Annotated in this window: 9 protein-coding genes; 6 read left to right on the top strand and 3 right to left on the bottom strand. The window is 50.1% G+C overall.

Annotation, left to right across the window (positions count from 1 at the left end):
* Positions 1 to 412: 412 nt before the first annotated feature.
* Positions 413 to 1,747 carry an N-succinylarginine dihydrolase gene (gene astB / locus ACMHXE_RS02975; RefSeq protein WP_165564862.1) on the bottom strand — a complete coding sequence of 445 codons (1,335 nt, stop codon included), beginning with the start codon at positions 1,745 to 1,747 and terminating at the stop codon, positions 413 to 415.
* Positions 1,748 to 2,084: 337 nt separating this feature from the next.
* On the opposite strand from astB, the gene topA reads away from it, so the two are divergent.
* Positions 2,085 to 4,724, top strand: a complete 2,640-nt coding sequence (gene topA / locus ACMHXE_RS02970) for a type I DNA topoisomerase (RefSeq protein WP_101056193.1) — start codon at positions 2,085 to 2,087, stop codon at positions 4,722 to 4,724.
* A 238-nt stretch (positions 4,725 to 4,962) separates the two neighbouring features.
* Here the strand turns inward: topA and ACMHXE_RS02965 are convergent, their stop codons facing one another.
* A complete protein-coding gene (locus tag ACMHXE_RS02965) occupies positions 4,963 to 5,742 on the bottom strand; it encodes a hypothetical protein (RefSeq protein WP_101056191.1) in 780 nt (259 codons plus the stop codon).
* 227 nt (positions 5,743 to 5,969) lie between these two features.
* Between ACMHXE_RS02965 and cysB the strand changes: the two genes are divergently transcribed.
* From cysB to ACMHXE_RS02950, 3 genes are all read left to right on the top strand, one after another.
* Positions 5,970 to 6,944, top strand: a complete 975-nt coding sequence (gene cysB / locus ACMHXE_RS02960) for an HTH-type transcriptional regulator CysB (protein ID WP_025011034.1) — start codon at positions 5,970 to 5,972, stop codon at positions 6,942 to 6,944.
* A gap of 308 nt (positions 6,945 to 7,252) precedes the next feature.
* Positions 7,253 to 8,416: a nucleotide sugar dehydrogenase gene (locus ACMHXE_RS02955; protein WP_412522711.1), complete on the top strand. Its 1,164-nt coding sequence runs from the start codon at positions 7,253 to 7,255 to the stop codon at positions 8,414 to 8,416.
* Between the two features lie 40 nt (positions 8,417 to 8,456).
* Positions 8,457 to 9,458, top strand: coding sequence for an NAD-dependent epimerase (locus tag ACMHXE_RS02950; protein ID WP_224866753.1), 1,002 nt, complete (start codon positions 8,457 to 8,459; stop codon positions 9,456 to 9,458).
* Between the two features lie 79 nt (positions 9,459 to 9,537).
* On the opposite strand, the gene ACMHXE_RS02945 is transcribed toward ACMHXE_RS02950, so the two are convergent.
* The gene (locus ACMHXE_RS02945; RefSeq protein WP_413731334.1) at positions 9,538 to 10,011 is read right to left on the bottom strand and encodes a copper resistance protein NlpE; all 474 of its coding nucleotides are present in this window, start codon (positions 10,009 to 10,011) and stop codon (positions 9,538 to 9,540) included.
* 209 nt (positions 10,012 to 10,220) lie between these two features.
* Here ACMHXE_RS02945 and rfbC point away from each other — a divergent pair, with 209 nt between their 5' ends.
* Both rfbC and katG read left to right on the top strand, forming a co-directional pair.
* Positions 10,221 to 10,784 (top strand): dTDP-4-dehydrorhamnose 3,5-epimerase, encoded by a 564-nt coding sequence (gene rfbC / locus ACMHXE_RS02940; RefSeq protein ID WP_413731332.1) that lies wholly within the window; start codon positions 10,221 to 10,223, stop codon positions 10,782 to 10,784.
* Positions 10,785 to 11,169: 385 nt separating this feature from the next.
* Positions 11,170 to 13,413 carry a catalase/peroxidase HPI gene (katG, locus tag ACMHXE_RS02935; protein ID WP_226565707.1) on the top strand — a complete coding sequence of 748 codons (2,244 nt, stop codon included), beginning with the start codon at positions 11,170 to 11,172 and terminating at the stop codon, positions 13,411 to 13,413.
* The last annotated feature ends 31 nt before the right edge of the window (positions 13,414 to 13,444 follow it).

Raw genomic sequence — 13,444 nt, 5'->3', positions numbered from 1 at the left:
TGCCAAAAGTAACGTACCTTGCCAGTTTCGGTGTTGGTAAAGATTGCCAGGTGGTTTTTCTTACCCTCTTTGTCCAAGATACTTTGCCACAGCGCTTGTTCCTTCTGCTGATAGGGACCACCCTTATGGTTGGAGGCTTGACCGACTTTGGGGGCTTTTTTCTTCATCCTTATCGCCCAGCGTCGATTTTTTATTTGACCCTTGTAATTCTCCAAATTGATTGCGACGGAGGCGGGTACTATCGCTGTTGTAACCTTTGCGCTCAATCTCAACCAGGCCACGCTTTTGACAATCCATCATATTGTCGCAGCCGTGATAACGGTGGCGCTTCTATGCCGCTAAAAAGTCGGCCTCATGAACAGAGGCCGATATTGTGCGGAAGTGATTTAAAATGTAGAAATTAAGCTAAAACTTATCGCTGGAACTGATAGACGCTGCCGAGTTTCATTATCTGAGTCAGTTCATCCAGCGCGGTACGGGACTCGACTATTAGTTGTGGGTCGGCCAAGTCTGCGGGTAACAAGCGGTCGCGGTAGTGTTTGTCCACCCAGGCGTTGAGGCGAGTAAACAGGTTATCGTCGAGCAGTACATGCTGATTGATGGCTGTCAACTCGGCATCATTCATGGCGACCCTCAGGCGAAGGCAAGCCGGGCCACCACCGTTTTGCATGCTTTGTTTAACATCAAAATATTCAACTTTCTGGATTGGTGTATCCAGAGTCAGCAATTCATCCAGATAGGCTTTTACCGCCGGATTCTCGGCACAATCGGTTGGCGCTATGATAACCATTTTGCCGTCACTCATGCTCAATAACTGAGTGTTGAACAGGTAGGATTTGACCGCATCCTGAATACTGACTTTGGCGGTCGGTACTTCAATGAAATGGATATCACCTTCCAGCTTGGCCCGGATCTCTGCCAGCTTGGCCTTGGTATCGACAAAGGCCTGCTCGTGATGAAAAAGCACATTGCGGTTACCGACAGCGATCACATCATTGTGGAATACGCCTTGATCTATCACCTCAGGATTTTGTTGAATAAAGACAGTGTTGTCTTCATCGAGACGATGTAAACGGGCGATAGCCTGAGAGGCTTCCAGCGTTTGTCTGGCGGGAAACTTCTTCGGTTTTATGGCCTGAGGGTTGGTAGCTTCCTGGCCGTAAACAAAGACTTCGACTCCGGCATGACCATATTCCTGACATAGGCGGGTGTGGTTGGCAGCGCCTTCATCACCAAAACTACTGTGTTCCGGCAGGTGCTGGTGGTGTACAAAATAACGACTGTCGCTGAAAATGGCCTTGAGAATGTTACCAGTGGTTTGCGGCTCAATTGAGCGATGCAACTTATCCACCAGGTTGGCCGGAGTAAAGTGAACGCGGCCATCATGGGTATCGGCGCTTGGGGATACGGTTGCGGCATTGGCGGTCCACATGCTGGAAGCACTACAACAGGCTCTGAGCACAGCTGGTGCCTGCTCGGCCGCCTTTTGCAAGACTTCTTTATCTGTGCCGTTAAAACCTATCCTTCGTAGTGTATGTAGATCAGGGCGTTCTTGCGGCGCCAGCATGCCCTGGACCATCCCCATGTCGGCCAGGGCCTTGGCCTTTTGCAAGCCCTGTTTGGCCGCTGCCTTAGGGTTGGCTACCTGGGCGGCATTGTTCAGGGAGGCGACATTGCCGAACGACAGGCCTGCATAGTTGTGGGTGGGGCCCACCAATCCGTCAAAATTCGCTTCAAAATGCTTCATTGCTTGTCCTTTTGGGGTATTTGAGGTTGTTATAGAGGCCCAATCCAGGCCTTGGACTGGCTCCAGTATACTTGAGCCCCAAGGCTTCACAAGTCGACCAGGAAGGCTGCAAAAAGTGCTTTTTCATCACAAATGCATAACTATTACTTGCTTGCCGTGAAATAATGAAATATTAGTTTTTAATTACGCAATATTATTTTGTACAATTTTTTAACCCTGCTTAAAAATTGAGTCGCCGGTACACATAAAAGAGGGATTAACTTGAAAGTCCGTGGACAACCCTCTATATATGGTGCCAATTTTCACCGTTCTGAGATCGTTTGGCGCAAATCACACTATGGGTAAATCGCTAGTTATTGTCGAATCGCCGGCTAAAGCCAAGACTATCAACAAATATCTTGGTAAAGAATTCATCGTTAAGTCGAGTGTGGGTCACATACGTGACTTGCCGACTTCCTCCTCCGCCGACGCCAACGGCAAGGCCAAAAGCGCCGCTGAAGTGCGTAAGATGTCACCTGAAGAAAAGGCCAAGTACAAGAAGGTGAAAGAGAAAAAGGCTCTGGTTGCCCGTATGGGGGTTGATCCGGAGCACGGCTGGAAAGCCAACTACCAAATTCTGCCTGGTAAGGAGAAGGTGGTAAAAGAACTGCAAGCGCTGGCCGATTCTGCCGATGAAATCTATCTCGCGACGGATTTGGATAGAGAAGGGGAAGCGATTGCCTGGCACCTGCAGCAGGTGATAGGCGGCGACAATTCGCGTTATAAGCGGGTGGTGTTCAATGAGATCACCAAGAGCGCCATTCAGGATGCTTTCAGCAAACCCAGTGATCTTGACAACAATATGGTCAATGCTCAGCAGGCTCGGCGATTCCTCGACCGAGTCGTGGGCTTTATGGTTTCGCCACTGCTGTGGAAAAAGGTCGCCAGAGGCCTTTCTGCTGGACGGGTTCAGTCGGTAGCCGTGCGTTTGGTAGTTGAGCGGGAAGCCGAAATCAAAGCCTTCGTGCCGGAAGAGTTCTGGGATCTGCATGCACAATTGGCGACTGCTACCGATGATGCTCTGACCATGCAAGTGGTTAAGCAAAACGGCAAAGCATTTGAGCCGGTCAATGAATCCCAGGCGCTGGCTGCGGTGGCAGCGCTGCAATCGGCCAGTTATGAGGTAATTGGCCGCGAAGACAAGGCTACTCAAAGCAAGCCCAGCGCTCCCTTTATTACCTCGACACTGCAGCAAGCCGCCAGTACCCGTCTCGGTTTTGGAGTGAAGAAGACCATGATGATGGCCCAACGTCTTTATGAGGCGGGTCATATCACTTATATGCGTACCGACTCTACCAATTTGAGCCAAGAAGCGCTGGATAACGTCAGAACCATGATTGCCAAAGAGTTCGGCGATAAGTACCTGCCGGATGCACCGATTCGTTATGGCAGCAAAGAGGGCGCACAAGAAGCTCACGAAGCGATTCGCCCTTCAGATGTCTCTGTGCATGCTGCGTCATTGACCGACATGGAACGTGACGCTCAGCGGCTCTATGAGCTTATCTGGCGCCAGTTTGTTGCCTGTCAGATGACTCCGGCTCAATATGATGCCACCAGACTCACGGTTAAGGCCGGTGAGTTTGAGCTGAAGGCCAGTGGCCGTACGTTGAAATTTGATGGTTGGACCCGGGTACAATCTGCGGTCAAACGCAAGAATGAAGAAGAAGTCACTCTGCCATATCTGGCCAAGGGCGATAAACTGGATCTGAAACAACTGGATCCTAAACAGCACTTTACCAAGCCTCCGGCGCGTTACAGTGAAGCCTCTCTGGTTAAAGAATTGGAAAAGCGCGGCATAGGTCGTCCCTCTACTTACGCCACTATTATTTCCACCATCCAGGATCGTGGTTATGTGAAAGTGGAAAACCGCCGTTTCTACGCCGAGAAGATGGGTGAAATTGTCAGTGAACGTCTGGTGGAAAACTTTGCCAACCTGATGAACTATGACTTTACCGCCGGTATGGAACAGACCCTGGATAATGTCGCTCAGGGGCAACTCGACTGGAAACAGGTGCTTGATGGCTTCTACAAAGACTTCACCAAGCAGTTGCAACATGCTGAGCTGCCACCGGAAGAGGGCGGTATGCGCCCCAACCAGATGGTGCTGACAGACATAACCTGTCCTACTTGTGGTCGCCAAATGGGGATCCGTACCGGTACTACAGGTGTGTTCCTGGGATGTTCCGGTTATGAGCTGCCCCCCAAAGAGCGTTGTAAGACCACGCTGAACCTGACTCCGGGTGAAGAAGCTATTAGCGAGAGCGAAGATGCTGAAACCGAGGCGCTCAGGGCCAAGCATCGCTGTGGCATCTGCGGTACTGCCATGGATAGCTACCTGTTGGATGAAACCCGTAAGCTGCATGTTTGTGGTAACAACCCTGCCTGCTCTGGATATGAAGTCGAGAAGGGGCAGTTCAAACTCAAAGGCTACGAAGGCCCAGTGATAGAGTGTGACCGCTGCGGTAGTGATATGGAGTTGAAGAACGGCCGTTTCGGTAAGTACTTTGGCTGCACCAACAGCGAGTGCAAGAACACCCGTAAACTGCTCAAGAATGGTGAAGTTGCGCCACCTAAGGAAGATCCAATTCCTTTGCCTGAGCTCAAGTGCAGCAAGTCAGACGCTCATTTCGTGTTGCGTGATGGGGCTTCGGGTATTTTCCTGGCTGCAAGTACTTTCCCCAGATCCCGAGAGACCCGTGCACCATTGGTCTCTGAGTTGGTGGAGTACCGCGAGTTGCTGTGGCCCAAATATCAGTTCCTGGCTGATGCGCCGGTGAAAGATGACGAAGGCAACCCGGCGCTGGTGAAGTTCAGTCGTAAGACTAAAGAGCAATATGTGGCCAGCGAAGTTGACGGTAAGGCGACCGGTTGGGTTGCTCATTATCGTGATGGCAAGTGGTTTGCTGAAAACAGCAAGAAAAAGAAAGCCAAGAGTTAAGTTTCAGGTAAAAACCTGAGTTAAGAAAGCCCTGCTGTTGCAGGGCTTTCTTGTTTCCGGCGGCCCATGTTTGACTGTTATTGGAAACAACGGTTACCCGCTTGGACTATTCAAGATGGATTTGGCTGAGAGGGGATTGGGTTAATAGAGACTTGATTGGACTGGATTAAGCCAAAAGCACCCTGAAGGTGCTTTTTGAACTTTGTTTGTCTGAAGCTACTTTAGGTCAGTTGGCGGCTTACCATTTTTTCTTAGGCTGGAACAACACATCGATATCATCTTCATCGCTTTTAGGTTTTGGAGCACTGGGCTGAGCCATCTTTTGCGCCCCCATGATTTCATCGAGCAGTTGCTTGGCTTCATCCACTTTGCGGGCAATGAAAGGATCGTTCGGGGTTTGCGCCTTGATGGTATGCAAGGTGCCGAGGGCCTTGGTCACCATTTGCCTCGATGAACCGTATTGTTTCATATAACTGGCGGCGCGGGCGCGGGATAGCATACTTTCGACATTGATCCTGAGTTGCAGGCTGTCGATACGGCCTTCTTCAGTGGAAAAAACAGTAGGGTCGACTTTGCCCTTATTATGCTCAGCACGCAAAATCGCCTTGAGTTTTTTCAAAGTCTGCACCAGCACCAATACCTGACGGTCATTGTCCGGCAGACGAAAACTCTCTATCGCAGGTGTTTGTTGGGGACTGTTTTGCAGATTGGTGATCAGCGCGTCAAGGTCGGTTAGCCGCCGTTCATAGTCACTCTTCTGGTTGGCCTTACTCAGGGTAACGGCAATTCTTGCGGCATCCTGAATGCGCTTGTAGAGCACCAAAACGATTTGTGAAGAGCAGGGAAACATACCGGTATTGGAGAGAACTTCTTCAGTTTCGTCCAAAATCGCTCGCTGACGAGCCAACTCAGTACGACGTTCGGCCTCGACTCGCTCTTTTTGTTGCTGAATAACATTGATACCGATAACCAGCAGAAGAAGCGCACCTATCAGCAGCAGTACAAGAGTAAATGCCATAGCCTGTCCGTAAATTTTATCATTCTGTTAATGCTACAATAAATCAATAAACTAGCCTAGTTATCTTAGCCTAGCACCAGATATCTGTCCTGAAGATAGCTCGCATTCGCGGCTATATTCCTGTTTGATTTAGTTATTGCTTTATACTATAACCATTAATTATAGATGTCCGGTATTCCAACACTCAATTCTGCTCCTGAATGGGGCCGAAGTTCAAGGATCTAAAGATGAAACTGCAACAGCTCAGATATATTGCAGAAGTGGTCAATCATAACCTCAATGTTTCCGCGACCGCCGAAAACCTTTATACCTCCCAGCCAGGGATCAGTAAGCAGGTACGTATGCTGGAGGATGAACTGGGGATCCAGATCTTCGGTCGTAGTGGCAAACACTTGACCCATGTGACTCCGGCCGGCGAGCAGGTTATCAAAATTGCCAACGACATCCTTGGTAAAGTCGAAAGTATCAAGAAGGTGGCCGAAGAATACACCAAGCCCGATCAGGGGGAACTGAACATTGCCACCACAGATACCCAAGCCCGCTACGCTTTGCCACAGATTATCCGGCAGTTTATTGAGCGTTATCCCAAGGTAAATCTGCATATGCATCAAGGTACGCCATCGCAGATAAGCGAAGCCGCCGCCCGAGGTGACGCCGATTTTGCTATCGCCACCGAGGCGATGCATCTCTATTCCGATCTCATCATGCTGCCGTGTTATCACTGGAATCGCTCTGTGGTGGTTTCTCGGGATCACCCGCTGGCCAGCCGCAGTCAGATTAGCATTGAAGAGTTGGCGCGCTTCCCCCTGGTCACTTATGTGTTCGGTTTTGATAAGGCCTCGGAAATTGAGCGGGGTTTCCATGGTGCCGGGCTTGAGCCCAGGGTCGTCTTCAGTGCCACAAGTGCCGATGTGCTCAAGACTTATGTCAGATTGGGGCTCGGCGTAGGAGTGATAGCTTCCATGGCGATTGATCCTGTAATCGATAAGGATCTGGTCGCCATAGACGCCAGTCATCTGTTTGCCCACAGTACCACCAAGATAGGTTTTAGAAAGGGCAGTTTCCTGCGTAGCTACATGTATGATTTTATTGAGCGGTTTGCGCCGCACCTTACCCGAGATGTTGTGGAGAAGGCGGTGGCATTGCGTGATGCACAGCTGATAGAGCAGATGTTTGCGGATGTCGAGTTGCCGCTGCGCTGAAACCGATGCATGAAAGCCTTGTCTTCGGTCTGAGCCGGTTTTATAGACTGACGACAAGTATCAGTTCCGTGCTTTCAGCTTCAACCCTGTAATAGGGAGATTTTTCTTCTCTTTATGCAAAGTCCTTGCTCATTGCTGCGCTATGGTTCGGTTATCCCGGCTGTGCCATGGCGTAAGTGGACGGTGTTTGTCAATAATTAGCATAGCAGCCACCAGTCTAATCCCCTTAGGGGCTAGACTCGTTGTGTATATCTCTGGTTTCACCACTGTGTTAAGTTAGCGTACAGCGTAAGCAGTTGGGGGAAAAAATGAAGATAGTGGTTGTTGGAACAGGTTATGTTGGCCTGTCAAACTCAGTTTTGCTGGCACAACATAATCAGGTGTGGGCGTTGGACATCTCATCAGAAAGAGTGGCAATGGTCAATGCCGGTCGCTCGCCCATAGCCGATGAGCTTATTGAGCAATACTTGGTGAGCAATAAGTTGCAGTTAACTGCCACAACGGACAAAGAGGTCTATCGGGGCGCAGATTATGTGATTATTGCTACGCCAACGGATTACGATCCCAAGACCAATTACTTCGACACCAGCACGGTAGAAGCCGTGGCAAAAGATGTGATAGCGGTTAATTCTGCCGCTTGTATCATCATCAAATCTACTGTGCCTGTTGGTTTTACCAGAGCATTGCGAAACAGGCATGGTACGGCCAATATCATATTCTCACCTGAGTTCTTGCGAGAAGGTAAGGCTTTGTACGATAACCTTTATCCTTCTCGAATCATTGTTGGTGAACGCTCAGAGAGAGCCGAACGATTTGCTCAATTGCTTGTTGACGCAGCGTTAAAGCCAGATATTCCCGTACTCTTTACCGGCAGTACGGAGGCTGAAGCCATTAAGCTCTTTGCCAATACATATTTAGCTATGCGAGTCGCATATTTCAACGAACTTGACTCTTATGCGGAAACCAATGGGCTGGATACAAGGCAGATAATAGAGGGGGTGTGTTTGGATCCCCGAATTGGCGCTCATTATAACAATCCTTCATTTGGTTACGGTGGCTACTGTTTACCCAAAGATACCAAACAACTACTGGCTAACTATAACCAGGTTCCCAACAACCTGATAGCCGCAATCGTTGATGCCAACCGAACGCGTAAGGACTTTATTGCCGATTCCGTTATTGCCAAAAGACCTAAAGTGGTTGGCGTATACCGACTGATTATGAAGTCCGGATCTGATAATTTCCGCGCTTCAGCAGTGCAAGGCGTGATGAAACGAATTAAGGCCAAAGGGATTGAAGTGGTGGTGTATGAACCTGTGCTGGAAAGTGATGAGTTTTTCCGCTCTAGGGTGATACGCGATGTTAATGAATTTAAAAAAGTTTCAGATGTCATTATTTCGAACCGTATGGTTGATGAACTAAAAGATGTTGCGGATAAAGTTTATACCCGGGATCTCTTTGGTAACGATTGAAAGCGGCTTCCTATGCTGAAAGTTAAATGAGAACAGTGGTATGAAATATTTGGTTACCGGCGCAGCCGGTTTCATCGGTGCCCGTGTCTGCGAACGTTTGTGTGAAGCGGGATTCGAAGTTGTGGGTATCGATAATCTCAATGATTACTACGATATCAGTTTAAAACAGGCCAGATTGCAAAAGCTGGCTGATTTTAACCATTTCCAATTTCAAAAGCTTGATTTGGCCGACAGGGAGGCCATGGCTGAACTCTTTGCCAAAGGTGGTTTTAAGCGGGTCATCCATTTGGGGGCTCAGGCCGGTGTTCGCTATTCAATTGAAAACCCTTATGCTTATGCGGACAGCAATATTATCGGTATGCTTACTATATTGGAAGGCTGCCGTCATCATGGCATAGAACATCTGGTATATGCCTCTTCCAGCTCGGTTTATGGTCTCAACAAGAAGATGCCGTTCGCGACGACTGATTCGGTCGACCATCCGGTGTCTTTTTACGCGGCGACCAAGAAAGCTAATGAGATGATGGCACATAGCTATGCGCACCTTTATGGCTTGCCCGCAACAGGACTGAGGTTTTTCACTGTCTATGGCCCATGGGGACGCCCGGATATGGCGCCTATGCTGTTCGCCGATGCCATTACCTCTGGCAGGCCTATCAAGGTGTTCAATCAGGGGAATATGAGCCGCGATTTTACCTTTATCGATGATATCGTCGAAGGCATCATCAGAGTGGCAGATAAAGTGCCTACGCGGCAGAGTGATTGGACGGTAGAACAGGGGACCCCGGCAACCAGCAGTGCGCCATATCGTGTTTATAACATAGGTAATGGCAGCCCGGTTCGCTTATTGGATTTTATCAGTGAGCTTGAAGCTGCGCTCGGGCAAAAAGCCGAAAAAATTATGCTGCCTATGCAAGATGGTGATGTCCAGGCCACTTGGGCTGATACCGAAGATCTATATAGTGCCGTGGCTTATAAGCCTAGAGTTGGGATCCGTGAAGGGGTCAAAGCCTTTGCCGATTGGTATAAAGCCTTTTATTAATAAAAGAGCCATAGCGCGCTGCAGATCTGAAACGCGCTATGGATTTATCTCATCATTTTGCAGTGTTCATGCGGCGTATTTAGTTCTCTTTATTTAACCTGTAGTTATCAGCCAGGCTGCCGGTGATGCGGTTGCCTTCTCTGTCCAGCATAAGCAGCTGATTTTCCCCTACCAGATATTTACTGCCATCCTCCAGGGTGATTTTGCTGCCGCTGGCATCCCAGGTGAACTTGCCGGTTTCGCTGAATATGCTCTCGTCCTTACCTTGATACACTTGCTGCAGGCGATAGCTGTTATCTTCTTTGAGCGTTAGCGTAGTTTCTATTCCTGAGCAATCTGCACAGGGAAGCAGTCCTTTATAGCTTCCGTCCCAGTCCAGCGAGTTTTGACTGGTATCACCCATAGGTATTTGGGCTGTTTGTTCAGCCGGGGCCGTAGCGGTTTCTGCTGGGCCGTTTGTCCCTGGAGATTGGCTGTCCTGATCTTGGCAAGCAGCCAGACCCAGCGCCATACCACTTGTCATCAGCAGCGCAAAAATAGTGGACTTGTTCATGGTTTATTCCCTTAAGTTACCTAAGTTGGCCTTCAGGCTAGCACAGCTGATTTGCCGGGTGTAAGGCTTTTGTCACACCATCTGGGTTATGGTTCAGAGCCTATTCAGTCACGTAACCGGCTTGTTTACGCGATGCAATCGAAAGGCTATCGTCCTATGACTGCGACTCCTGCTACAATCCCTCCAATTACCGTTTTTTGTGTCTCTTGATGAAAGCTCAATCTCTCCCTTTATCCGGCCTGATATTGTTTACGCCCGAGATCTTCAATGATAATCGGGGCTATTTTATGGAGTGCTTTCGAGCCTCTGTCTTTGAAAAAGCCTTGATGGATAGCGGCCAAGCTCCAGTTGCTCTGGTGCAGGAGAATCACAGCTGTTCTGGCGTGGGAGTGCTTAGGGGACTTCATTTTCAGCGCCAATATCCCCAAGGTAAGCTAATTCGGGTTATCAGCGGTGAGATCTACGATGTCGCCGTCGATATTCGTCCCCAATCTCCCACCTTTGGGCAGTGGCACGGTTTGCATTTATCGGCACAGAACCGCTGTCAGCTGTGGATCCCACCGGGTTTTGCCCATGGTTTTTACGTGACCAAGGGACCGGCCGAGGTGATATACAAGTGCAGTGATTATTATCAGCCCGGCGATGAAGGTGCCATTGTCTGGAACGATGCTGACTTAGCGATAGACTGGCCGCTGAATACCGCACTGGGTGAGCCATTACTCTCAACCAAAGACAGACAGGCCAAGTCTTTTAACGCTCAACACTGGGCTTGAAAACTCATGCAACTACTGACTTCCAATCTTTGACTTAGAGAGTGGTTAAGCAGAATGGTTTAGTAGCAGGTTTGTGTTTTTTAGATGGCAGAAATGGCGGCAATTTCAACGGGTTAGGGAGCCGTCAGAGAATAGTTGGACAACGACAGAATGCCACGCCCTAAATTAGTGTTTGCTTTTTTTTAGATTACGACAATCTGATTTAATCGTTAGTCGAGAATAGGTTTCCTCACTACCTTGGAATGAACAGCGACAGGCCATATTCGTCGCTGTTTAACTGTGCCCGTTTGTTAAGGCGCGCTAACCAAAGGCGCCAGCATTCGCGGCACTTGAATCGGGAAAGTGGCTTATCCCACGCCCTTCACCAAGGAAGAGGACTTCCAACATGAAATCAAGTATCCCATCTCTGACCGCGGTGGCGCTGTCTGTTGCCATGGTTTTTGGCGCAGCCGCTACCCAAGCGGCGCAGTCGCAATCGGCTGTTCAGCCTCAGGCCGCAACAACCAACGCCTACTGGTGGCCGCAGCAACTGGATCTATCGCCACTGCGCCAGCACGGCGCTGAATCCAATCCCTACGGCGCCGATTATGATTATGCCAAGGCCTTTGGCTCTTTGGATTTGGACGCCGTCAAAGCCGATATCAAAACTACGTTAACCACTTCCCAGGACTGGTGGCCCGCCGACTATGGTCACTATGGCCCTTTCTTTATCCGTATGGCCTGGCACAGTGCCGGTGTTTATCGCATCTTTGACGGTCGCGGCGGTGCCAGTGGTGGTCAGCAACGTTTTGAACCTCTCAACAGTTGGCCTGATAACGTCAGTCTCGACAAGGCACGCCGCCTACTTTGGCCAATTAAACAAAAGTATGGCAGCCAGATCTCTTGGGCTGACCTCATGGTACTGGCCGGTAACGTATCCCTGGAGTCCATGGGTTTTAAAACCTTCGGGTTTGCCGGTGGCCGCACTGATGACTGGGAAGCCGAAAAGGTTAACTGGGGCGCCGAAAAACAGTGGCTCGACAATAAACGCCATAATGAAAAGGGTGAGTTGGCCAAACCCTTGGGAGCCACCCAGATGGGGCTCATCTATGTGAACCCTGAAGGTCCCAATGGCGTACCCGATCCCTTGGCATCCGCCCAGGAAATACGCGATACCTTTGGCCGTATGGCCATGAATGATGAAGAAACCGTGGCGCTGATCGCCGGTGGTCACACCTTCGGTAAGGCTCATGGTGCCCATGACCCAGCCAAGTGTGTCGGCGCAGAACCCGCTGCCGCCGGAATAGAGGAGCAGGGCCTTGGCTGGAAAAACCGCTGTGGTAAAGGTCATTCGGAAGATACGGTTTCCAGCGGCCTGGAAGGTGCCTGGTCTTCCAACCCCACCAAGTGGACCATGGAATACTTAACCTGGCTTTACACCTTCGATTGGGTACAAACCAAGAGTCCGGCCGGCCACATTCAATGGATCCCTGCCGATGGCAAGGCCGCCAATTTGGTACCTGACGCCCATATCCCTGACAAGCGCCATGCTCCTATCATGTTCACCAGTGATATCGCGCTGAAGGAAGACCCGATTTACCGCGAGATAACGACCCGTTTCCTCAATAATCCGGCCGAGTTTGAGCTGGCCTTCGCCAAGGCTTGGTTCAAGTTGACCCACAGAGATATGGGGCCGAAGAGCCGCTACCTGGGTAAAGATGCGCCTTTAGAAGATTTGATCTGGCAAGACCCGATCCCAGCCGTCGATCATCAATTGATCGACGCGGCCGATACCAAACAGTTGAAAGCGGCTATTTTGGATTCAGGCCTCAGCGTGCCTGAGCTGGTAAAAATAGCTTGGGCTTCGGCGTCATCTTTCCGTGGCACAGATATGCGTGGCGGCGCCAATGGTGCCAGAATCGCCCTGAAGCCTCAGAGCGATTGGGCGGCAAATGATCCCAAGGTATTGGCGAAAGTCATTGGTAAGCTTGAGAAAATCCAAAAGGATTTCAACAAGAAAGCCAAGGTCGGTAAAAAGGTGTCGCTGGCCGATCTCATTGTCTTGGGCGGCAGTGCGGCCATAGAAAAAGCCGCGGCCGATGCCGGTGTTAAAGTCAATATTGCCTTCCATCCCGGGCGGATGGACGCGACTCAGGCCCAAACTGATGTGAACTCCTTTGCCGTGCTCGAGCCCAAGGCCGATGGCTTCAGAAACTATTTCAGTGATCAAAGCCCGGCATCACCGGCCGAAGCACTGATTGAAAAGGCGAACTTCCTTAACCTGACGGTTCCTGAAATGACGGTATTGGTCGGCGGTCTCAGAGTGCTGGATGCCAACAGCGGCGGCAGCAAGCATGGGGTGTTCACCCAAAGTCCAGGCAAGCTCAGCAACGACTTCTTTGTAAACCTGCTGGATATGTCCACTCGTTGGGAAAAGGATAAGGAGCCTGGTCTCTATCAGGGCCTTGATCGTCAGTCCGGCAAACTCAAATGGACGGCTACGCCGGTCGACTTGGTGTTTGGTTCCCATTCAGAACTCAGAGCCGTCGCTGAAGTGTATGCCGCAGACGATGGCAAGACCCGCTTTGTTGAGGACTTTGCCAAAGCCTGGACCAAGGTGATGGAGCTGGATAGGTTCGATTTGCAGTAATCGTTGACGGCTGATGTAAACAAGTAAGAGA

The organism is Shewanella sp. BJSY2023SW007 (assembly GCF_047314525.1).
Taxonomy (GTDB): Bacteria; Pseudomonadota; Gammaproteobacteria; order Enterobacterales; family Shewanellaceae; genus Shewanella; species Shewanella chilikensis.
The sequence above is the reverse complement of the archived record's forward strand: the minus strand, read 5'-3'. Positions and strand labels throughout refer to the sequence as shown.